Here is a 22154-nt window from a genome sequence, read left to right on the forward strand (position 1 = left end):
CAGGGGGCCGTGTCGGACTTCAGATTGTTGCACGGCGCTGCAGCAGCAGAGTCAGCCCCAACCCAATCACCGACAACAACGCCGCACTGAAGAATATCCACGAATACCCCAGATTCAACGCCACCGCGCCCATCAACGGCCCGGCAATCGCCAGCGCCAGATCGAAGAACACCGCATAAGCGCCCAACCCGGAACCACGACTGGAACTGGGCACCTGCTTGATCGCCTCGACACCCAACGCCGGGTACACCAGCGACAAACCAAACCCCGCTAGCCCCGCGCCGATCAAGGCGAACGCGGTCGACGGCGCCAGCCACAACAGCACCAGCCCCAAGGTTTCGATGGTCATACACGCGATGGCGGACCTGAACCCGCCAAACCGACTGATCGCCGAGATAAACATCAGCCGCGACAGGATGAAGCACACACCAAACACCGTCAGGCAATACGCCGCGCCGGTCCAGCCACGGTTGAGGTAATAGAGGGTGATGAACGTGGTCAGCGTGCCGTAGCCGATCGAGGCCAGGGTCAGGCTGGCGCCATACGGAGCGATTCGCCCGAACACTGCCCAGAACGGCAGCCGTTCTCCGCGTATCACCGGTACCGAAGGTTTATTGCGAATCAGCAGCAGTGCACCGGCCGCCAGCACGGCCAGCGCGATGCCGAGGCTGGTGAAGCCGTATTCGGCGACCATCACCACCCCTAATGGCGCACCAATGGCAATCGCGCCATAGGAAGCGATGCCGTTCCAGCCAATCGATTTTGCCGTGTGTTCGACGCCGACCTGGCCCATGCACCAACTGATGGTGCCGACGCCGATCAAGCCCTGCGCGATACCGAGCAGCAAACGGCCGATAATCAGAATGATCAGGCTGGTCAGCGCAAAGTCCTGTAGCAGCGTGGAGACCAGCGTCAGCAGGCCGCTGAGGACAATCCCCCACAAGCCATAAATGATCGCTCGCTTAGTCCCGATCGTATCCGACATACGCCCGGCCATCGGCCGGCTGAGCAGGGTGGCCAGGTACTGCGAGCCGATCACCAGCCCGGCAACCACCGCGCTGAAACCCAGTTGCTCATGCACATAACCGGGCAACACCGCGATCGGCAGGCCGATGCAGAGGAAGGCAATAAAGGTGTAGAACACGATGGAAACGATCTGCAGGGTGATCGCCATGGAGCTTTGCGGTGGCAGTTGCTGCGCAGACATGAGGACTCGTTCGCGGGCGGCGGTGGGAGAGTTCGCATCATGGCTTGGGTGTCAGATAAAAGAAAGCAGGCTAACTATTTTTCCTGAGGATTGATCGCGTTGCTGATGGCCCTATCGCGAGCAGGCTCACTCCTACATTTGAAATGCATTCCCCTGTAGGAGTGAGCCTGCTCGCGATGGTATCTGAACCAATGAATTTCTAACCGAACACATGCAAAAAGCCCCGTCACACAGGACGGGGCTTTTTATTGAAGCTAACAGCTAGAAGCTGCTTTTTTAGAACACTACACCCTGACTACGCAGGTAGTCATCGTAAGTGCCGCTGAAGTCAGTCACGCCATCCGGGCTCAGCTCGATGATGCGCGTGGCCAGGGACGATACGAACTCACGGTCGTGGCTGACGAAGATCAGCGTGCCCGGGTAGTTTTCCAGCGCCAGGTTCAGCGCCTCGATCGATTCCATGTCCAAGTGGTTGGTTGGTTCGTCCATGATCAGCACGTTCGGCTTTTGCAGGATCAGCTTGCCGAACAGCATGCGACCTTGCTCACCACCGGAAATCACTTTGACCGACTTGAGGATCTCGTCGTTGGAGAACAGCATGCGGCCCAAAGTGCCGCGAATCATCTGCTCGCCCTGAGTCCACTGACCCATCCAGTCGAACAGGGTAACGTCGTCTTCGAAGTCGTGCGCGTGGTCCTGGGCGTAGTAGCCCAGTTCCGCGGCGTCGGTCCACTTGATGGCGCCGGCGTCTGGGGTCAGTTCGTTGACCAGGGTGCGCAGCAGCGTGGTTTTGCCGATACCGTTCGGGCCGATGATCGCTACGCGCTCGCCGGCTTCAACCTGGAAGCTGAAGTCTTTGAACAGGGGTTTGCCGTCGAAGCCTTTGGCCATTTTTTCGACGATGACTGCCTGACGGTGCAGCTTCTTGTTCTGGTCGAAGCGGATGAACGGGCTCACGCGGCTCGAAGGCTTGACCTCGGCCAGCTGGATCTTGTCGATCGCCTTGGCGCGCGAAGTAGCCTGCTTGGCTTTCGAGGCGTTGGCCGAGAAGCGGCTGACGAACGATTGCAGCTCGGAAATCTGTGCTTTCTTCTTGGCGTTGTCCGACAGCAGTTGCTCGCGGGACTGGGTTGCCACGGTCATGTACTCGTCGTAGTTGCCCGGGAACAGACGCAGCTCGCCGTAATCCAGGTCAGCCATGTGCGTGCACACGCTGTTCAGGAAGTGACGGTCGTGAGAGATGATGATCATCAGGCTGTTACGCTGGGTCAGCACGTTTTCCAGCCAGCGGATGGTGTTGATGTCCAAGTGGTTGGTCGGTTCGTCGAGCAACAGCACTTCCGGATCGGAGAACAGCGCCTGCGCCAGCAATACGCGCAGTTTCCAGCCTGGCGAGACTTCGCTCATCGGGCCGAAGTGCTGCTCGATGCCGATACCCAGGCCCAGCAACAGTTCACCGGCACGGGACTCGGCGGTGTAGCCGTCCATTTCGGCGAATTCGGTTTCCAGCTCGGCCACGGCCATGCCGTCTTCTTCGCTCATTTCCGGCAGCGAGTAGATACGATCGCGCTCGGCCTTGACCTTCCACAGCTCTTCGTGACCCATGATCACGGTGTCGATCACGGTGAATTCTTCGTAAGCGAACTGGTCCTGGCGCAATTTACCCAGACGCACGTTCGGCTCGAGCATGACCTGACCGCCGGACGGGTCGAGGTCGCCGCCGAGGATTTTCATGAAGGTCGACTTGCCGCAACCGTTGGCGCCGATCAGGCCGTAGCGATTGCCCGCACCGAATTTGACCGAAACGTTTTCGAAGAGCGGCTTGGCGCCGAACTGCATCGTGATGTTAGCTGTAGAAATCAAGAGTTTTTCCTGCGAAGCATTCTTAAAAAGCGAGGGTGCGGCTGCAGCGCTTGGCCCGAGTCAAAGTGCGCTGAAGCGGGAGAGTCCCGTCATCAACCAAGGGGGGCGCGTAAAGTTTGGCGGCGATTGTACTGGTCTGGCTCTTTAAACGATAGGGCGATCACGCCACGATCGCCGATTGGCATGATCACGGGACAGTTTTTCACAGTTGAAGATTCACTATCGGTTACAAACTGTGGCTAAAATGCCATCTTTCACCGAGCGTCCGGTTACGGCGCGGGCCAGGGACGTGCCATGTGTATTCAGACCACTGCATAAGACGCTGGGCCTCAGGCCGCCGGGTGCGCAGTTTGTTCACTTTCTGACGTGTGACGATTTCCGTGAAACTCATCATTGCTGCTATTTATGTCATTTCCATTGCATACGTTCATTTGCGTGGGCGTGTGCGCCACAAGCTCGGTCGGCAACTGAGTGACCATTCGACGTTTCTCGCGCCGATCAACTGCTTCCTTTATCTGTTCTCGAAAAAGCCGAACCAGCCGTACCTGGACCCGAGCGAGTTTCCTGACTTGAGCCCGTTGCAGGCGCACTGGGAAGAAATCCGCGAAGAAGGGCAGAACCTGCTGCGTGCCGGTGAGATCAAGCGCTCTAACCAGTACGACGATGTCGGTTTCAACTCGTTCTTCAAAAGCGGCTGGAAGCGTTTCTATCTGAAGTGGTACGGCGAGAGCCATCCGTCGGCGATGAAGCTGTGCCCGCGCACCACCGAGCTGGTGCAGAGCATCGGTTCGATCAAGGCCGCGATGTTTGCCGAGCTGCCACCGGGTTCGAAACTGGTGCGTCACCGCGACCCGTATGCCGGTTCCTATCGCTATCACCTGGGCCTGGACACGCCGAACGACGCTGGCTGCTATATCAACGTCGACGGTGAGAGCTACCACTGGCGCGATGGCGAAGCGGTGATGTTCGACGAGACGTTTATTCATTACGCCGAAAACACCACCGACAAGAACCGCATCATCCTGTTCTGCGACATTGAGCGGCCGATGAAGTACCGCTGGGCCGCAGCGTTCAACGCCTGGTTCAGCCGTAGCGTTATGTCGGCGGCAGGTGCACCGAACGATGCTGGCGACCGTACTGGCGGAATCAACCGTTTGTTTACCCGGATCTACAAGATCCGCCTGCGTGGCAAAGAGCTGAAAAAGCGTAATCGCAAGCGCTACTACATGGAGAAGTGGGCGATCTTCGGTGGCTTGCTGGCGGTGTTCATTCTGATCTGAATTCAAAGCAGACGCTGCTGACGCCATCGCGAGCAGGCTCACTCCTACATTTGAAATGCGTTCCCCTGTAGGAGTGAGCCTGCTCGCGATGACGATCTCAAGGGCAACCGATTACTATCAGGAAGCCTTCTTGGTCTTCTTTGCCGGCGCAGCTTTCGCCGGTTTCTCAGCCTTCGCCTTCGGCTTGGCCGTCGCTTTCCCACCCAGACTGCGTTTAAGCAGCTCGGTCAAGTCGATCACATCAGCGGTTTTGCGCTCTTCCTCACCACCCACCGTTTCAACATCCTCGATCTTGCCTTCATGGGCCTTTTTCTCGACCAGGGCCATGATCTTGTCTTCGAACTCATCCTTGTAATCCTCGGGCTTCCAGTCCGCGCTCATGTCCTGCACCAGCCGTTTGGCCATGTCCAGTTCACCCTTGGCCAGCTGCGGCTTGGTCACTTCAGGACCTAATTCCAACTCATCGAGGCCACGCACCTCTTGCGGCCAACGCAGTTTCACCAGAACCAGTGCAGACTCCAGCGGCATCAGCGCCGCAAGGTACTGGCGCGTATGCAGCACTACGCGGGCGAGGGCGACTTTATTGGTTTTGCTCAGGGTTTCGCGCAGTAGCGCGTAGACCTTGCCACCGCGTTTGTCGGGTGCCAGGTAGTAGGGCGTGTCGATGTTCTGCAGGGGAATCTGTTCGGCATCGACAAAGGAAAAGATGTCGATGGTCTGCGTCGAGACAGGGTGCGCCGAGCGGATTTCCTCTTCGCTGAGCACCACATAGCGGCCCTTTTCATAGGCCACACCTTTGACGATATTCTCCTTGGTGACTTCCTTGCCGGTGACCTTGTTCACCCGTTTATAACCCACCGGGTCCATGCTGCGGCTGTCGAGCCAATCGAAATCCACGCCCTGCGACGAGGTCGCCGAGACCAGTGCGACAGGGATGTGAACCAGTCCGAAACTGATCGCGCCTTTCCAGATTGCCCGAGCCATGGTGAGTTCTCCGAGTGATGATCGGATGACCTGCGGCTGTGACTGAAAGTTTCCCCGGAATGCACGGGGTTTCGGGGACTCGGTCAAGCCGTGTTACATGTTGTTTAAGGCTTGTGGGTTAACAAATCCGAACCCTCGGCGTAGCGTGGACTCGAAGGCTCTATCCCCGGCCCCATCGAGAGGCAGCGTCATGAACCGAATTCTGCTTGGCATCATCGTCCTGGCCCTCAGTGGCGGGCTGGTTCATGCCGACGTCCTGCTGGCGCAAAGCCCGACCGGCAACAGCAATAACCCCTACAACAGCCCGATACGCCGGGCCAACCCCAACAGCATGCAGGGCACCCAGCCCAGCACTCCACCCATCCGCGGGCCGAGCACGGTACCGACGCCACGTCAGCCTACGGTCGAGAACCGGGGTATTGGCAACGGCCAGCCGATCCGCTCGGTGCCGAGCACGCCACCGACGTTCATTCCCAATCCACCTTCGCGCAGCGGAGACAGCAACCGTTGAGCGGCAGGACTGAGCTTCTGTCGACCCTTGAAACGAACAAAAGGAATCGTGCATGTTGCGTAAAACCCTTCTAGCCACACTGTGTGCCGGCGCGCTGATCAGCGCTCCGGCATTCGCCGCGGCCCCCAAAGAGCTGCAAAGCGAACAGGGCACCCTCGAAGTCACGACCATCACCGCAGGCCTTGAGCATCCGTGGGCGCTGGCGTTTCTGCCGGACCGCCAAGGCATGCTGGTGACCGAACGGCCCGGCAATCTGCGCGTGGTCGCGGCCGACGGCACACTGTCGGCGCCGATCTCCGGTGTGCCGCAGGTCTGGGCCAAGGGGCAGGGCGGGTTGCTGGATGTCGTGCTGTCGCCGGACTTCAAACAGGATCGTCTGGTCTATCTGTCCTATGCCGAAGGGGGTGGGGCCGGCGACAAGGCGGGCACCGCCGTCGGGCGTGGGCGGCTTTCGGATGACTTGAAGACACTGAAGGATTTCAAAGTGATTTTCCGTCAGGAACCGAAGCTTTCAGTCGGCAATCACTTCGGCTCACGGCTGGTGTTTGATCGCGATGGCTATCTGTTCATTACCCTGGGCGAGAACAACGACCGGCCGACCGCACAGGATCTCGACAAGCTGCAAGGCAAGGTCGTGCGCATCTACCCGGACGGCAAGGTCCCGGATGACAACCCCTTTGTCGGCCAGTCCGGCGTTCGGCCCGAGATCTGGGCCTACGGCCTGCGTAACCCGCAGGGCGCGGCACTCAATCCTTGGACAGGCACGTTGTGGGAAAACGAACACGGCCCGCGCGGTGGCGATGAGGTCAACATCATCGAACGCGGCAAGAACTACGGCTGGCCGCTGGCGACCCACGGCATCAATTACTCGATGCAGCCGATCCCGGAAGCCCAGGGTAAAACCGCCGAAGGCACCGTTGCACCGCAACATGTCTGGGAGAAGTCGCCGGGCGTCACCGGTATGGCGTTTTACGATGCCGACCGCTTCAAGCCGTGGCAACACAATGCGTTTATCGGCGCGTTGGTGACTCAGGAGCTGATCCGCTTGCAGTTCGATGGCGACAAGGTAGTGCATGAAGAGCGCTTGCTGGGCGAACTCAAGCAGCGAATTCGCGATGTACGGCAAGGGCCGGATGGTTACTTGTACGTGCTGACGGATGAAGAGAACGGCTCGCTGTACCAGATCGGCCTGAAGCCCACACCTTGACGGGTATTCCCCTGTAGGAGCTGTCGAGTGCAACGAGGCTGCGATCTTTTGATCTTGTTTTTCAAAATCAAAAGATCGCAGCCTTCGGCAACTCCTACATGTGGACGCTTACGTTTCGCGGGAATACAGCACCACCGCCGCACGCAGTTTACCCCGGCCAAACCGGCACATTTTCTCGAACTCCCCATGACTGACCGGCACGTGCTGGCAATCCATGGGCTGTCGATGCTGGCTATGGTCGACATCCGGGTCATGCAGATAAACAAAATCCTCATCGCAATCGGTCACGACCACCCAGTGCGGCGACTTGGAGCGCGTCAGTCGATAGCTGCTGATCAACACCAGTGGCTGTCCACCGGCGTCCAGCAGTCGCGGCAGATCCAGAGACGCACCGATCAAACACTCAACATCGGTCTCCTGCAATTGCGCCGTGAACTCTTCGTGCACGAGGCGCATGACGTCTTTTTTATGCGCATCCCGCACACCGTCGAGAAACAATGGCCCGGCCAGGCTCAGTTGCAAACCCACCTTGTAGCCTCGACGCCACGCCGCCAACGCCAATCCCTGCGGGCTGCACCCGCCATGGCCGGAGGTCATGAACACCGTGGTTGCTTCCCGCCAGATCTGCAGTTCTTCTCGACGCTCCAGTAAACGTTCCGATTGCAGAGCACCCATGGCCATCAGCAGGCACGCCGGGCCACAGGTGAAATCGGTGGTTTGCCGGTAGTAGGGCACCTTGATGCTGCGCGAGTCGCGGTGCTGAAGAATGCGTTTCTCCAACCGCAGCGCATCGGCGTGGTCTTCGTAGTAATCGTGAATCAGCGCAAAACGCCGGTAGCCATTGCGCTCGTACAGCGCGATGGCCGCAGGGTTGTCGAGGCGCACTTCCAGGCGCAGGTACGCGCAGTCGTGTTCCAGCGCCAGCGCCTCAATGCGCTGCAGCATTGCCTTGCCCAGGCCGGTGCCGCGCGCCTCAACCGCGATCGCGATGGAATACAGCCGCGCGAGCGAAGTACCGCGATGAAACAACACCAACGCATAGCCCAGCAGTTGGCCATCGCACTCCGCCACCAGCAACTGCCCGTGAGCGCGGGTGATCATCCACTGAAAGCTGCGACTGGTGAGCCGGTCCGTGGTGAAACATTGCATTTCCAGCGCCAGCAGCGCCGGCAAGTCTTCAACTACCGCCAAACGAAAAACAGCCTTCATATGACCACCGTAAAAGTTGCGTAACGAAACGAGACTTTCGAAAAACTTCGTGCTTAATAGAAAAGGTCTTGTTCTCCAACGGATCAATCTCTATGTCAGCGGTACAGGGTCATTGGCGCGAAGTATCCGAGCAAAGTTTGCCGGCGGCAACTTATTTAAAATCAGCGATTAAAACATCCAGTCAGGTTTTGATTATTGTCGAACGCAAGGAAGACTGGGCTTCATATTTCCCCAGCGAAGACATCCTGACGGCGCAGGAATACCTCGAGCACAGCTGTGACAGCGAACCGGGCAAGCGCATGCAGGTGATCAACCTGTGTCGCAGCTACAAGTACCTGGGCCACGGCTACTACTGCTCGTTGCTCGCCGAAGCGCGGGGGCACAAGGTGATTCCGTCGGTGCGCACCATCAGCGAGCTGACGAAAAAATCACTCTACGGCCTGGCGCTGGACGATCTCGATAAAACCCTGGAGAAAGCCCTCAGTCATCATCTCTACAGTGATACCGAAGGCTTTACTCTGACCCTGTATTTTGGCCGAACACATATCGAGCCATTACAGGATCTGGCACGGCAGTTGTTTGAAGTGTTTCCCTGTCCGATTCTGTTAGTTGAGTTCCGTCGAACTAACGGCTGGCACATCGAATGGATAAAGTCAGGTGCCCTGCACAAGTTGCGCGATGATCAGGAAGATCAGTTCGCCAATGCGCTGGACGGTTTCAGCCGTAAAGTCTGGCGTGTACCGCGCTCGCCGCAAGTAGCGCGTTACGACCTGGCGATACTGCACGATCCACAAGAAGCTTTGCCGCCATCCAATGCCAAGGCACTGACGAATTTCGTCCGGGTCGGCAAGGGCATGGGCATCGATGTCGAACTGATTGAACGCAAGGATTACGCACGTCTCGCCGAGTACGACGGCCTGCTGATCCGCGAGACCACCAGCGTCGACAGCCACACCTATCGCTTCGCCAAGAAGGCCGAGAGCGAAGGTCTGGTGGTAATGGACGACCCGACATCGATTCTCCGCTGCACCAACAAGGTCTACCTGACGGACTTGCTCAACAGCCATCAACTGGGCATGCCCGCCACCGAAATTCTCTACAAGGAGCGACCCGAAGACTTCGAGCGCGTGGGCGAGCGCCTTGGCTTTCCGCTGGTATTGAAAATCCCCGACGGTTGTTTTTCCCGTGGCGTGATCAAGGTCGAAAGTCAGCAGGCCTTGCTCGAAGCCACCGCCGAACTGTTCGAACACTCGGTGTTGCTGCTGGCTCAGGAGTTTTTCTACACCGAGTACGACTGGCGTATCGGTGTACTCAACCGCAAACCGATCTTCGCCTGCCAATACTTCATGTCCAAGGGCCACTGGCAAATCTACAACCACAAGGCCAAGGGTCAGGACGTCAACGGCGAATGCCGGACGATGGCGATCCACGAGGCGCCACGCGCTGTAGTGGAACTGGCGGTGAAGACCGCCAACCTGATCGGCGACGGCCTCTACGGCGTCGATCTGAAGCAGGCCGGCGACAAAGTGGTGGTGATCGAAGTCAACGACAACCCCAACCTCGACGCCGGCATTGAAGACGCCTATTTGCACGACGATCTGTATTCACTGGTGCTGGAAGAATTCGTGCGCCGTCTGGAACTCAAGCGTCGCGGTCAGGCCTGGTGATGCGCCGATGATCAACAGCTTTGCACTGAGCCACGGCGCCCTGCAGCGGGTCGAACGACTGGACGCCGAGGTGATGCTTTTCAGCAACCCTGATGTTGCCGAACGCGATTTGCTACACAGTCATTTCAAGGTCGATGAGCATGCACTGGAGTCAGCGCTGGATCCGGACGAGGTCTCGCGCATCGAGTTTCACCCCGACCATTTGTTCCTGATCTGGAAGCGCCCGGAAAACTATTCCGGTGGCGGCACGCTGGCATTTGAGGTGTCGTCCTGCGGATTGCTGTTCGCGCCGGGGCAATTGCTGGTGATCGCCACCGACGACACGCCGCTGCACGGCCTCGGCACCCGCCAGCCGCTGAATACGCCGCTGGATGTCTTGCTCGACCTGCTGTTCAACAACATCCACCACTACCTCGGGCACCTGAAGGTGATCAAACTGGTCGCCCGCGAGCTGCAGCAGAAATTCAATGCATCGATGCAGAACCAGCACTTGGTGCAGATGTTCAACCTCAGCGAAAGCCTGATCTATTACATCAACGCGCTGCACAGCAACGGCGCGGTGCTGACCCGCCTGCGCAATCATGCCGAGAAGCAGCATTTCGGCAGTGAGGCGATTGGCCTGATCGACGACCTGATCATCGAAAACAACCAGTGCTACAAGCAGGCGGAAATCTACTCCACGGTGTTTTCCGGGTTGATCGATGCGCGCGGCAATCTGATGAACAACAGCATGAACAACCTGCTGCGCAAACTGACATTGATCAACGTGGTGTTTCTGCCGTTGAACCTGATTGCCAGTATTGGTGGCATGTCGGAGTTCAGCATGATGACGGCGGGGACGCCGTGGTGGGTTTCCTATCCGTTGTTTCTGGCGGTGATGTTGTTGGGGGCGGGGGGGATGTTGTTTGGGTTGCGGCGTTTGGCCAGATGATTTGTAGTGACTGATCGAACGCTTTCGCGAGCAGGCTCGCTCCCACAGGGGAAAATGCATTTCAACAGGGTGGGAGCGAGCCTGCTCGCGAAGAGGTCAGTACAGGCGAAGTAAAACTCAAGACAGTCCCGCATTTGGCCGAACCGCCACTGTGATGCCTTGTTATAGTTCGGGCCTCATTTTCAGCCCGGTAAAGGATCACTGCCATGACTCAATACTCCGCCTTCAGCGTCGAACTGGCCGACAACATCGCCCATGTGCAGATCAATCGCCCGGAAAAGATCAACTCGATGAACGCCGCGTTCTGGAGCGAGATCGTCGAGATCTTCCAGTGGATCGACGACACCGACGAAGTGCGCGTGGTGGTGCTCAGCGGCAATGGTAAACACTTTTCCTCCGGCATCGACCTGATGATGCTCGCCGGCGTCGCCAATGAACTGGGCAAGGACGTCGGCCGCAACGCGCGCCTGCTGCGTAAAAAAATTCTGACCCTGCAAGCCTCGTTCAACGCCGTCGACAACTGCCGCAAACCGGTACTCGCGGCCATTCAGGGTTACTGCCTGGGCGGCGCGATCGATCTGATCGCCGCGTGCGACATGCGCTACGCCGCCGAAGACGCGCAATTCTCGATCAAGGAAATCGATATCGGCATGGCCGCCGATGTTGGCACTTTGCAACGGTTGCCACGGATCATCGGGGACGGCATGCTGCGTGAACTGGCTTACACCGGTCGCACCTTCGGCGCTGACGAAGCGCGCAGCATTGGCCTGGTCAATCGCGTCTACAGCGACAAGGACGCGCTGCTCGAAGGCGTGCTGGACATCGCTCGCGAGATCGCTTCGAAGTCACCGATTGCGGTTACCGGCACCAAGGAAATGATCAGCTACATGCGCGACCATCGCATCGACGACGGTCTCGAATACGTTGCCACCTGGAACGCCGCCATGTTGCAATCCACCGACTTGCGCGTGGCCATGGCCGCCCATATGAGCAAACAGAAACCCGAATTTCTGGACTGAGAAACCATGACATCTCGCTGGACCACTGCAGTACTGGACACCGATCAACCCGGCGGCTGGGCCGTGGCGCGCAGCCCGGAAGGCTTTTTGTTCGACGACAACGGCGCGCTGTTCCCACGGGAATGGCTCAAGCGTCAGGACTTGTCAGTTCTCGCCGAGCACGGCATTGGCCATCTCGATGGTGAGCCGGTGTACCTGTTGGAGTTGCGCAGTGCCAGTGAGGTGCCGGGTTGCAACTGGAAAGGTCTGCGGGCGTTCATGCTCGATGGCGATCACACCATCTACAAAGTGCTCGGTTACGCCGCGCAGATTGGCACCTGGGCGCGCGAACATCGCTTCTGCGGCAACTGCGGCCAAGCGATGACGCAGGTACCGCGTGAGCGGGCGATGTATTGCCAGCCGTGCGACCTGCGCAGTTATCCGCGCATTTCGCCGAGCATGATCGTGCTGATTACCCGTGGCGACGAGATCCTGCTGGCGCGCTCACCACGGTTTGTCACCGGGGTTTACAGCACGCTGGCCGGGTTCGCTGAACCTGGCGAGTCGGCCGAGGATTGCCTGATTCGGGAAGTACGCGAGGAAGTGCAGATCGAGGTGCAGAACATCCAGTACATGGGCAGTCAGTGCTGGCCGTTCCCGCATTCGATGATGCTCGGCTTCCATGCCGAATACGCCGGTGGCGAGATTGTCTGTCAGGAAGACGAGATCGAAGACGCCCAGTGGTTCAACGTGCACGATCTGCCGCCGTTGCCGGCGTCCAAGTCGATTGCCCGTTACCTGATCGACGTCTACGTGGCGCGGCGCTTAGGCCACGCTGAACCAGTGCTGCCAGGCTAGGCGCACGGTCAAACCCAGCACCACGGTGATGAACACCGGGCGAATGAACTTGGCGCCGCCGCTGATCGCGGTGCGCGCGCCAAAGAACGCGCCGACCATCACCGACAGGCCCATGCTCAGGCCGATGATCCAGTCCACCTGCCCGGAAAACACGAACACCGACAGCGCCGCAATGTTGCTGACGAAGTTCATGCTGCGCGCCACACCGCTGGCTTTGACCAGATCGATCGGGTAAAGCAGCAGGCTGCTCACCGTCCAGAATGCGCCAGTGCCGGGACCGGCCACGCCATCGTAGAAACCGAGGCTGAAGCCTTGGGTCGATTGCCATTTCTTTTTGATCGGGGCGTCGCTGTCAAGCGGCGCTTTTGGCGTGCCGCCGAATAGCAGGTACAAGCCACAGGCGAAGACGATCACCGGGAGCATCTTGTTCAGCCATTCGGCCGGCAGGTAATGGGCGACGACGGCACCGGTCAGTGCGCCGATCAAAGTGCCGACAATCGCATGCGTCCACTGTCGAGGGTGGAACAGCTTGCGTTTGTAGAAGGTGAAACTGGCGGTGGCCGAACCGAAGGTCGAGCTCAACTTGTTGGTGCCGAGTACCAGATGCGGTGGCAGGCCGGCCGTCAGCAGTGCAGGCGTGGTCAACAGACCGCCACCGCCGGCGATGGCATCGATGAAACCGGCTATGAAAGCGACAAGGGCCAGAATGGCGAGGGTGGTGAGGTCAACGCTGAGTTCGAAAGGCATGGAATCGGCTTATTCGGCAGGGCGCAGATTTGGCTGCGGGGAGGGCGGTCATGTTACTCATTTCCAACTGTTGCGGCGACCCGTAAAGCCCAATCGCGAGCAGGCTCACTCCTACAGGGGAACGCATTCCAAAACGTAGGAGTGAGCCTGCTCGCGATGACGCCAGTCCGGCCACCCCGTCACCCACTGTTGCCCACCCGACACCCAGACAACAAATCTCCTTGTGCAAAACATCTGCACAATCGAAAAAACCAACAAAACCAGGCACTCCAACCCTGGCACGCTTGCTGCTCTACCACTCCCATCTCCGCAAATGTCCCGAGGACACGCCAATGAGTCAGCAAGCCGTTAAATTTGCCTACTGGGTGCCGAACGTCAGCGGTGGGCTGGTGGTCAGCAAGATCGAACAGCGCACCGATTGGGGCATCGACTACAACCGCAAACTGGCGCAGATCGCCGAAGCCGCCGGGTTCGAATATGCGCTGACGCAGATTCGTTTCACCGCCGGTTACGGTGCCGAGTTTCAGCATGAGTCAGTCGCGTTCAGCCACGCGTTACTCGCGGCCACCAGCAAACTCAAGGTGATCGCCGCGATCCTGCCCGGTCCGTGGCAACCGGCGTTGGCCGCAAAACAGCTGGCGACCATCGACCAACTCACCAATGGCCGCATCGCGGTGAACATTGTCAGTGGCTGGTTCAAAGGCGAGTTCCAGGCCATCGGCGAACATTGGCTGGAGCACGACGAGCGTTATCGTCGTTCCGAAGAGTTCATTCGTTCATTGCGCGGCGTGTGGAGTCAGGACAACTTCACCTTTCGCGGCGACTTCTATCGCTTCGACAATTACAGCCTGAAACCGAAACCGCTGGGCCGTCCGGAAATCTTTCAGGGCGGCAGTTCCCGTGCGGCGCGGGACATGGCCGCGCGGGTGTCGGACTGGTATTTCACCAATGGCAACAGCGTTGAAGGGATCAAGGCGCAGGTCGACGATATTCGTGCCAAAGCAGCGGCGAATAATCATTCGGTGAAAGTTGGCGTCAACGCGTTTGTCATCGCCCGTGATACCGAAGAAGAAGCGCGCGCCGTGCTTGCGCAGATCATCGATCAGGCTGACCCGGAAGCCGTGAACGCCTTCGGCGATGCAGCGAAGCAGGCGGGCCGGGCATCGCCGGAAGGAGAGGGCAACTGGGCAAAATCGACGTTTGAGGATCTGGTGCAATACAACGATGGTTTCAAGACCAATCTGATTGGCACGCCGCTGCAGATTGCCGAACGGATCGTGGCGTTGAAAGCGGTGGGTGTGGATCTGGTGTTGGCGGGGTTTCTGCATTTTCAGGAAGAGGTCGAATATTTCGGGCGGCGGGTGTTGCCGCTCGTTCGCGAGCTGGAGGCCGAGAAGACTGCCGCCGTAGCTTGAACCCCACACATCCCCTGTAGGAGTGAGCCTGCTCGCGATGGCGTCTGAACATTCAACTTATATGTTGACTGACACACCGCTATCGCGAGCAGGCTCACTCCTACAATTGGATCTGTGTTGGCTTAGAGACCGAGGTCAGACAGTCCCGGATGATCATCCGGGCGCCGGCCCAGCGGCCAGTGGAACTTGCGCTCGCTTTCCTTGATCGGCATGTCATTGATGCACGCGTAGCGCTGGAACATCAGGCCCTGTACATCGAATTCCCAGTTTTCATTGCCATAAGAGCGGAACCAGTTGCCCGAATCATCGTGCCATTCATAGGCGTAACGCACAGCGATGCGGGTATCCGAGTAAGCCCACAGCTCCTTGATCAAACGATAATCCAGTTCCTTCGCCCATTTACGGGTCAGAAACGCCTTGGCTTCTTCGCGGTTGTTGGCGAATTCGGCGCGGTTGCGCCATTTAGTGTCGAGGGTGTAAGCCAGCGATACCCGTTCCGGGTCGCGGGAGTTCCAGCCATCCTCGGCCAGACGAACTTTTTCGATGGCCGATTCACGGTTGAAGGGCGGCAATGGCGGACGTACCTGGGCTGCAGTAGACATATCAGTCTCCCGAAATAGTTAACGGTTAAAACAACTTGTCCGGCTTATTAAGGCGTTACAGGTCCAATAACTTTCGCGCCATGCATTGCGCATTATCGGCGGCACTGTGATCACCCATCACAAGCGCTACGGTAATGGCACCGTCAATCAGGATCAGCAGCTGTTTGGCCAGCAGTTGCGGATCCTCGGCACCATGTTCGGTACACAGCTCGCACACGTAGTCGAGCAGCTTCTGTTTGTGTTCTTTGGCGACCAGGCGCACCGGGTCCTGCGGGTCGCCGGTCTCGCCGCTGGTGTTGATGAAGGCGCAGCCGCGAAAGCCTTCGGAGGCAAACCAGCTCTTGAGCACGGTAAACAGGTTGAGCAGGCGATCGGCCGGGGTTTCGGCCTGATCGACAGCGCTTCTGTACCAGTGCATCCAGCGCACGTCACGGCGTTGCAGAGCGGCAACGGTCAGGGCGTCTTTGTCGGCAAAGTAACGGTAGATGCTTTTTCTGGAGACGCCGGCGGTTTTCACCAGAAGATCCATGCTGGTGGCAGCGATGCCACTTTTGTAGATCAACTTTTCGGCGACATCCAGAATGATGTCGCGTGTGTCGTTGCTAGTGATTTCGTTCATGTGGCGAACAGTAGAACGATTGTTCTCCTTGGTCAAGCGGGTATTTTTATCGGCTGTGAAATTGCCTTCGCGAGCAGGCTCGCTCCCACAGTTGAAATGCATTCCCCTGTGGGAGCGAGCCTGCTCGCGAAGGGGGCATTACAGACACTAACAAGACCCGAAGGATGCGATGGTGTAAGCTCTCGGGTTCTTCGGATTCGACCCATTGCGAGCCCTATGCCGTTGCTTTTCAAACGTTCCTTGCTGCCTAAACTGCGCAGCTTTCCGCTGACCGCCGAGGCCGTGACTATTCTGTCCGGCGCCGCCGAGTTCCGCCGTTGCCTGCTCGAGAAAATCGCGGCCGCGACCCAGCGCATCTACATCGTTGCGCTGTATCTGCAACAAGACGAAGCCGGTCAGGAAATCCTCGATGCACTCCACGCCGCCAAGCTCAAGCGTCCCGAGCTGGAAATCGCCGTGGTGGTCGACTGGTTGCGTGCCCAGCGCGGGCTGATCGGCGCCGGCAAGCAGCCGGGCAACTCGGCGTGGTATCAGGAAATGACTCGCACGCACCAAAGCGAAGTGCCGGTGTACGGCGTGCCGGTGCAGACCCGCGAGCTGTTCGGCGTGCTGCATCTGAAGGGCTTTGTGATCGACGACTGCGTGGTCTACAGCGGTGCGAGCCTGAACAACGTTTACCTGCACAAGTTCGACAAGTACCGTTTCGACCGTTATCACGTCCTGCAAAGCCGCGAACTGGCCGACTCGATGCATCACCTGGTCAAGCACGGCCTGATCGAATCGAAAGCGGTGCATCGCCTGGATCTGCCAAACCTGCCGACCACGCGTAGCCTGCGCAACGACATCGGTGATCTGCGCAGCCGTCTGAAGTACGCCACTTACGACACCGCCACGGGCACCACCGCCAGAGACGGTCTGTCCGTTACACCTTTGCTGGGTGTGGGCAAGAAAAACCCGTTGAACCGGGCGATTCTTGAGTTGATCGCCAGCGCGCAAAAGCAACTGACCATCTGCACGCCATACTTCAACCTGCCGCTGGGCGTGATCCGTGAGATCAACCGCGCGCTGGCCCGAGGCGTGAAGATCGACATCGTCGTCGGCGACAAGACCGCCAATGACTTTTATATCCCGCCGAGCGAGCCGTTCAAGGTGATCGCGGCGCTGCCGTATCTGTACGAGATCAGCCTGCGCCGCTTCGCCAAACGGCATCAGCGCAACATCGACAGCGGTCAGTTGAACCTGCACTTGTGGCGTGATGGTGACAACACCTATCACCTCAAGGGCATGTGGATCGATCAGCGCTATACGCTGCTGACCGGCAACAACCTCAATCCACGGGCGTTCCGCCTGGATCTTGAAAACGCGTTGTTGATCGATGACCCGAAAGGCGAATGGCTGGAGCCGCGGGCGAAGGAACTGGAAGAGATTTTCCGCCATACCACGCGGATCGACAGCTTCCAGACTCTGGAAACGTTGCCGGAATACCCGGCCGGGGTGGCCAAGTTTCTCAAGCGCGTTAGCCGGGTGCGGATTGAGCGGTTGCTCTACCGGATTCTGTAAACCTTCAGATTATTTTGTGTGGCTGAAAATGCCTTCGCGAGCAGGCTCACTCCTACAGGGGAATGCATTCCTAATGTAGGAGTGAGCCTGCTCGCGATAGGGCCTCAACAGGCGCTACAAAACTTAATTCAGACCCAGCTTGCCACGCAACGTGGACAGGTCTTCCGCCAGCGTATTCACCGGCCCAACCAGCGCTTTGCGGTCGTTATCCTTCACCTTGTCATACGTCTCGAAACCACCATCCTTGGTCTTGTACTTGGCCAGAATCTTGTCGACGGTGGCAAAGTTCTTGTCGACCTTCGCGACAAAAGCCTTGTCCTGCTGCTCGATCTGCGGACGGAACAGATCAACGATTTTCTTCGCACCGTCGATGTTGCCCTGGAAGTCATACAGGTCGGTGTGGCTGTAGCGATCTTCTTCGCCGGAGATCTTGGTCGCGGCGACTTCTTCCAGCAGCGCAGCGGCACCACCGACGACTTTCTCAGGCGGGAAAGTCAGGCCAGCCACGCGAGTCTGCAGGTCTTTGACGTCGCTGTTGAGCTTGTCCGCCAGCTCGTTCAGGCCCTGAGTACTTTTCTCCGAGAACAGCGAGTATTCGATGCGGTGGAAACCGGTGAAGTCTTCAGCTTTAACGCCTTTTTCATGGTCGTCGACGCGCGAGTCGATGGACGCATCGAGGTCACTGAACAGCTCGGCAATCGGCTCGATCGACTCGTAGTAAACGCGGGTCGGCGCGTAGAGTTTTTGCGCGGTGGCGAGGTCGCCTTTCTTTACCGCATCGGTGAATTGCTGGGTGTGGCTGCCCAGTTCATCGAGTTGTTCGGTGACGTAAATCTTGTAGTCCGAAACCGGCCCGACCAGATCCAGCGGTGCTGTCGCGGCGAATGCCGACAGCGGGGTGTTGAGCAAACCAAGGGTCAGCAATAGCGCGAGTGGCGTCTTTTTCATGGGGGCGGCTCCAGTGTTGAGATGTTGTTTCAGGCAGCGGTTTTCGGTTGTGTGGCGTTGAGCAACGAGCGACCGATGAAATCCTTGTCGCCGGTGACACCCGGCAGGGTGAAGAAATAACCGCCGCCGACCGGTTTGAGGTATTCCTCCAGTGGTTCGCCGTTGAGGCGGGTCTGCACGGTGATGAAGCCTTTTTCCAGATCGGCCTGGTAACAGATGAACAGCAGGCCCATGTCGAGCTGACCGTTCTTGTTCACGCCGTTGGAGTAGTTGAACGGCCGGCGCAGGATCAGGTTGGCCTGGCTCGCGGCGGTGCGCGGGTTGGCCAGACGAATGTGCGCGTCGAGTTTGGTCAGCTTGCCCGCCGGGTCCTTGCTGTAGTCCGGGACTTCGCTTTCATGCTGGCCACCCATCGGTGCACCGGTGGTTTTGACCCGGCCAAGAATGCTTTCCTGCTCCTGCAGCGGCGTGCGATCCCAGCGCTCGACGAAGTTGCGGATGATCCGCACCGCTTGATAGCTGCCATGCGCAGCCCAGGCCGGCTCGTCGCTGCCCGGTTGCACCCAGACCAGGCGATCCATGGCTTTGCCATCGTTGGAATCCGGGTTGGCCGAGCCGTCGCGGAAACCGAGGAAGTTGCGCGCCGATTGTGCCGGCACACCGGGTTTCGCCGGGGCTTGCGGCGGTACGCTGCCTTCCTGTTTCCAGCGCACCAGCAACAGATCAGGGAGGTTTTTGACAATGTCGCGCAGGGCGTGGATGTTGGTGTCGGCGGTGTTCGAGCAGAACTGCAGGCTCAGGTCGCCGTGGCAGTAATCGGCATCCAGCGCATCGTTGGGGAAACCGACCATACGGATCAGCCGTTTGGGTTTGGCCTCGGCCAGACCGAAGCGCTCGTCGAACAGCGATTCGCCGACGGAAACGGTGATGGTCAGGTTGTCCGGCGTCACGTTCGGGCCGAGGATGCCGGAGTCCGGCGGCGGCAATTTCGGGTCGATCTGTGCGACCGGGCCGCCCTTCATCAGAAACGCGATGCGCTCGTTGAGGGTGCGGAAAAGCCGCTCAAGGTCTTCGCGATCACTGGCCAATACGTCGAAGGAAACCAGCATGCCCGAGGCCGGGCGCGGGGTGACGATGCCGGTCTGATGCACGCCGTGGAAATCGTGGCGGTCTTCGGTTTTGTCGCTGCTCGGTGCTTCGGTGACTTGCGCAGGCGCGGCAGCCATGGCCGGGCAGCTCAAGGCGGACCCGGCGAGGGCGACACCGGCGGCGCCCATGCCCATCAAGACACGGCGACGTTGCAGGTTGAGTGGTTCGATATCTTTCATCGGGAATTCGTCTTCTGCTTACAGGCCGGAGAGGCCGAGGGCGGGATCGATGCCATCCAATGCGTCGGCCAGAGCCTGGGCCTTGTCGGCGATCTGCTTGCGTTGTGCGCCGCTGATGGCGTCGTAGCTGGCGTAGCCGTCCTTGATCTTGTAGCTGTCGAGTTCGCTGTCGAAATCCGCCAGTGCCTTGTCGATGTTCGGCAACAGCTCGGCCGCCGACTTGCTCAGCATTGGCCGCAGCAGGTCGACGACTTTGTGTGCGGTTTGCGCGTTGGCAGCGAAACCGTTGAGGTCGCTGTGGCTGTAGCGTTCTTCTTCACCGCTGGCAGCACGGACGTCGGACAGGGTGTTGAGGTTGCGCACGATGATGCTGACCAGTTGTTCGGGTGGCAGGCTCTGCGCGAGCAGTTGTTGTTTGAGCGTGGTGACGTCGCTGAGCAAGCGCTGGGCGACCGGCGTCAGTTCGTCGAGTTTGCGTTGCTGGAACAGGGCGTATTCGAGGCGGTGGAAGCCGACGAACGCCGGATCCTGCTCGCGTTTTTCGAAATAATCGGCGCGGGCGTTGATGCTGTTGTCCAGTTCGGCCAAGCGTTGCGCGGCAGGGGCCAGACGTTGATAAGCCGCACGTGCCGGCAGGTACAGCGCCTGCGCCTGGCTCAGATCGCCACTTTCGATGGCTTGATTGAGTGCCGTCACAGCTTTGGTCAGCGCGCTGCTTTGGCTGGCCAGGTACACGCGGAATTCCGACAGCGGCCCGACGAAAGCGACCATCGACGGTTTGGCCTTCGCGGCAGCATCAGAAGCGGCCGTCGGCGTCACCTGCAGCGTGCCGCGCGGGTTGCTCAGCAGGCCGCAGGTGATCGCGTAATCGCCGGGCTGCAGATTGGCATTGATGACCTGACTCAGGCCCGGCGCGATGTTTTCGCGCTCCTCAACGACGAGCACGCCGTTGAGAATTTCCCATTCCACCGCGCGGTCAGAACGGTTGACGATGCGGAAGCTGGCGCGGCCGGCCGGCACCGTCAGCGCGCTGGGTTCGCAACTGCCGGGATGAATGTTCACCACCACTTCATCGTGGTTGTGCTGACGCTTGGCCGCAGCCATTTTCGAGGCGTAATAAAACATACCACCGGCGGCGATCATCACCACCACCGAACCGGCCACCGCCCAACGCAAGGCGCGAGGAGGGGAGGCCTGAGGAGTATTAGGCTTTGACATGAATGCCCTTATTGGCTGGAAACGGAAGACGATTGTGCGGAGGGCTTCGGCGCGGGAGCCGGGTAAAAGAACATCACCAGCGCCACCAGCAGATAAAGCAGATACGCACCGAGGGTGCTGACGGTCGGCGCATCTTGATAACCGAACATGCCGGCCAGCACCGAGCCCAACGGGCCGTCCATTGGCAGCGTCGCGCTGAAGTCGAAGAGCACGGTTTGCAGGTGATTCCACAGCCCGGCTTCATGCAGCGCTTGCACCGAGTTGGCGAGAATCCCGGCGGCAACCACCAGAATGAACAGTCCGGTCCACTTGAAGAACGCCGAAAGGTTGAGGCGCATGCTGCCGCTGTAGATCAGGAAGCCGACGATGATCGCCAGAATCAGCCCGAGCAGGGCACCGATCGGCGCGCCCGGGCCTTCGCTTTGCTGGAACACCGCAAGCAGGAAAAACACCGTCTCCAGGCCTTCACGGGCGACGGCGAAAAAGACCATCGCGATCAAGGCGATCACTTGGTGTTTCGAAGAAGTCAGTGCCTGATCCAGCGAGGCTTGTAGCGAATGCTTGATCGAGCGCGCGACCTTGCGCATCCAGAACACCATCGAGCTGAGAATGCCCACGGCGACCAGGCCGACGATGCCTTCGAACAGCTCCTGCTGCTTTTGCGGGAATTCGGCACTGACCAGTTCCAGACCACCGCCGACCAGCAGGGCGAGAGCGGCGGCGAGAAATACGCCGATCCACACGGCGGGCATCCATTGACCACGGCCGGTTTGCTGGAGGTAACTGGCGATAATGCCAACGATCAGCGCGGCTTCAATGCCTTCGCGCAGCATGATCAGGAAGGGAACGAGCATTCGGTATCCAACAAGTCATTCGAAGAGGTTACAAGTTGTAACATAATGAAAGTCATTCTCACATGACATTGATTGACATAAACCTGAACGCAAGCTGAACAACCTGTTTTTTGCCCCAGCACAGAACCCTGTGGGAGCGAGCCTGCTC

General features: G+C 58.9%; 20 protein-coding genes. 9 read left to right on the forward strand and 11 right to left on the reverse strand.

Annotated features, from left to right (window positions below):
* Nucleotides 1-19: 19 nt before the first annotated feature.
* Together KBP52_RS02870 and KBP52_RS02875 are read right to left on the reverse strand one after the other, a co-directional pair.
* Complete coding sequence (locus tag KBP52_RS02870) at nt 20-1207, reverse strand: MFS transporter (protein ID WP_137216939.1); 1188 nt, start codon at nt 1205-1207, stop codon at nt 20-22.
* Nucleotides 1208-1483: 276 nt separating this feature from the next.
* Nucleotides 1484-3070, reverse strand: coding sequence for an ABC-F family ATPase (locus KBP52_RS02875; protein WP_077572769.1), 1587 nt, complete (start codon nt 3068-3070; stop codon nt 1484-1486).
* 380 nt (nt 3071-3450) lie between these two features.
* Between KBP52_RS02875 and lpxO the strand changes: the two genes are divergently transcribed.
* Entirely contained in the window at nt 3451-4350 is a 900-nt protein-coding gene (gene lpxO, locus KBP52_RS02880) for a lipid A hydroxylase LpxO (protein ID WP_212621995.1), read from the forward strand.
* 117 nt (nt 4351-4467) lie between these two features.
* On the opposite strand, the gene KBP52_RS02885 is transcribed toward lpxO, so the two are convergent.
* Nucleotides 4468-5334 (reverse strand): Ku protein, encoded by an 867-nt coding sequence (locus tag KBP52_RS02885; RefSeq protein WP_077572771.1) that lies wholly within the window; start codon nt 5332-5334, stop codon nt 4468-4470.
* Between the two features lie 190 nt (nt 5335-5524).
* Here KBP52_RS02885 and KBP52_RS02890 point away from each other — a divergent pair, with 190 nt between their 5' ends.
* Nucleotides 5525-5845: a hypothetical protein gene (locus KBP52_RS02890; protein WP_116030389.1), complete on the forward strand. Its 321-nt coding sequence runs from the start codon at nt 5525-5527 to the stop codon at nt 5843-5845.
* Nucleotides 5846-5897: 52 nt separating this feature from the next.
* Nucleotides 5898-7052, forward strand: coding sequence for a PQQ-dependent sugar dehydrogenase (locus tag KBP52_RS02895; RefSeq protein ID WP_212621996.1), 1155 nt, complete (start codon nt 5898-5900; stop codon nt 7050-7052).
* Between the two features lie 108 nt (nt 7053-7160).
* On the opposite strand, the gene KBP52_RS02900 is transcribed toward KBP52_RS02895, so the two are convergent.
* Nucleotides 7161-8261 (reverse strand): GNAT family N-acetyltransferase/peptidase C39 family protein, encoded by a 1101-nt coding sequence (locus tag KBP52_RS02900; protein WP_212621997.1) that lies wholly within the window; start codon nt 8259-8261, stop codon nt 7161-7163.
* A 92-nt stretch (nt 8262-8353) separates the two neighbouring features.
* On the opposite strand from KBP52_RS02900, the gene KBP52_RS02905 reads away from it, so the two are divergent.
* The 4 genes from KBP52_RS02905 to nudC all read left to right on the forward strand — a co-directional run bounded on the left by KBP52_RS02905 (nt 8354) and on the right by nudC (nt 12715).
* A complete protein-coding gene (locus tag KBP52_RS02905; protein ID WP_249122246.1) occupies nt 8354-9928 on the forward strand; it encodes a RimK family protein in 1575 nt (524 codons plus the stop codon).
* Between the two features lie 7 nt (nt 9929-9935).
* Nucleotides 9936-10859, forward strand: coding sequence for a magnesium transporter CorA family protein (locus tag KBP52_RS02910; protein ID WP_137216945.1), 924 nt, complete (start codon nt 9936-9938; stop codon nt 10857-10859).
* A 206-nt stretch (nt 10860-11065) separates the two neighbouring features.
* Nucleotides 11066-11878 (forward strand): crotonase/enoyl-CoA hydratase family protein, encoded by an 813-nt coding sequence (locus KBP52_RS02915; protein ID WP_137216946.1) that lies wholly within the window; start codon nt 11066-11068, stop codon nt 11876-11878.
* 6 nt (nt 11879-11884) lie between these two features.
* The gene (nudC, locus tag KBP52_RS02920) at nt 11885-12715 is read left to right on the forward strand and encodes an NAD(+) diphosphatase (protein ID WP_122598156.1); all 831 of its coding nucleotides are present in this window, start codon (nt 11885-11887) and stop codon (nt 12713-12715) included.
* Here nudC and KBP52_RS02925 read toward each other — a convergent pair.
* On the reverse strand, nt 12683-13462 hold the full coding sequence (locus KBP52_RS02925) for a TSUP family transporter (protein WP_212621998.1): 780 nt from the start codon (nt 13460-13462) through the stop codon (nt 12683-12685). The genes nudC and KBP52_RS02925 overlap by 33 nt on opposite strands.
* A gap of 332 nt (nt 13463-13794) precedes the next feature.
* Here KBP52_RS02925 and sfnG point away from each other — a divergent pair, with 332 nt between their 5' ends.
* A complete protein-coding gene (gene sfnG, locus KBP52_RS02930; protein ID WP_038361253.1) occupies nt 13795-14877 on the forward strand; it encodes a dimethylsulfone monooxygenase SfnG in 1083 nt (360 codons plus the stop codon).
* 122 nt (nt 14878-14999) lie between these two features.
* Here sfnG and KBP52_RS02935 read toward each other — a convergent pair whose 3' ends face one another.
* Together KBP52_RS02935 and KBP52_RS02940 are read right to left on the reverse strand one after the other, a co-directional pair.
* The gene (locus tag KBP52_RS02935; RefSeq protein ID WP_212621999.1) at nt 15000-15479 is read right to left on the reverse strand and encodes a nuclear transport factor 2 family protein; all 480 of its coding nucleotides are present in this window, start codon (nt 15477-15479) and stop codon (nt 15000-15002) included.
* Between the two features lie 55 nt (nt 15480-15534).
* Entirely contained in the window at nt 15535-16098 is a 564-nt protein-coding gene (locus KBP52_RS02940) for a TetR family transcriptional regulator (RefSeq protein WP_212622000.1), read from the reverse strand.
* A gap of 216 nt (nt 16099-16314) precedes the next feature.
* On the opposite strand from KBP52_RS02940, the gene pssA reads away from it, so the two are divergent.
* Entirely contained in the window at nt 16315-17658 is a 1344-nt protein-coding gene (gene pssA, locus KBP52_RS02945; protein ID WP_077572780.1) for a CDP-diacylglycerol--serine O-phosphatidyltransferase, read from the forward strand.
* Between the two features lie 123 nt (nt 17659-17781).
* Here pssA and efeO (KBP52_RS02950) read toward each other — a convergent pair whose 3' ends face one another.
* The 4 genes from efeO (KBP52_RS02950) to efeU are packed head-to-tail and all read right to left on the reverse strand — an operon-like array spanning nt 17782 to nt 22006.
* Entirely contained in the window at nt 17782-18606 is an 825-nt protein-coding gene (gene efeO / locus KBP52_RS02950) for an iron uptake system protein EfeO (protein ID WP_212622001.1), read from the reverse strand.
* Between the two features lie 29 nt (nt 18607-18635).
* Nucleotides 18636-19934, reverse strand: coding sequence for an iron uptake transporter deferrochelatase/peroxidase subunit (gene efeB, locus KBP52_RS02955; protein ID WP_212622002.1), 1299 nt, complete (start codon nt 19932-19934; stop codon nt 18636-18638).
* Between the two features lie 18 nt (nt 19935-19952).
* Nucleotides 19953-21152: an iron uptake system protein EfeO gene (gene efeO / locus KBP52_RS02960; RefSeq protein WP_212622003.1), complete on the reverse strand. Its 1200-nt coding sequence runs from the start codon at nt 21150-21152 to the stop codon at nt 19953-19955.
* Nucleotides 21153-21160: 8 nt separating this feature from the next.
* Nucleotides 21161-22006, reverse strand: coding sequence for an iron uptake transporter permease EfeU (gene efeU / locus KBP52_RS02965; RefSeq protein WP_212622004.1), 846 nt, complete (start codon nt 22004-22006; stop codon nt 21161-21163).
* Between the last annotated feature and the right edge of the window lie 148 nt (nt 22007-22154).

Origin of the sequence: Pseudomonas sp. SCA2728.1_7 (genome assembly GCF_018138145.1) — a bacterium.
Classification (GTDB): Bacteria; Pseudomonadota; Gammaproteobacteria; order Pseudomonadales; family Pseudomonadaceae; genus Aquipseudomonas; species Aquipseudomonas koreensis_A.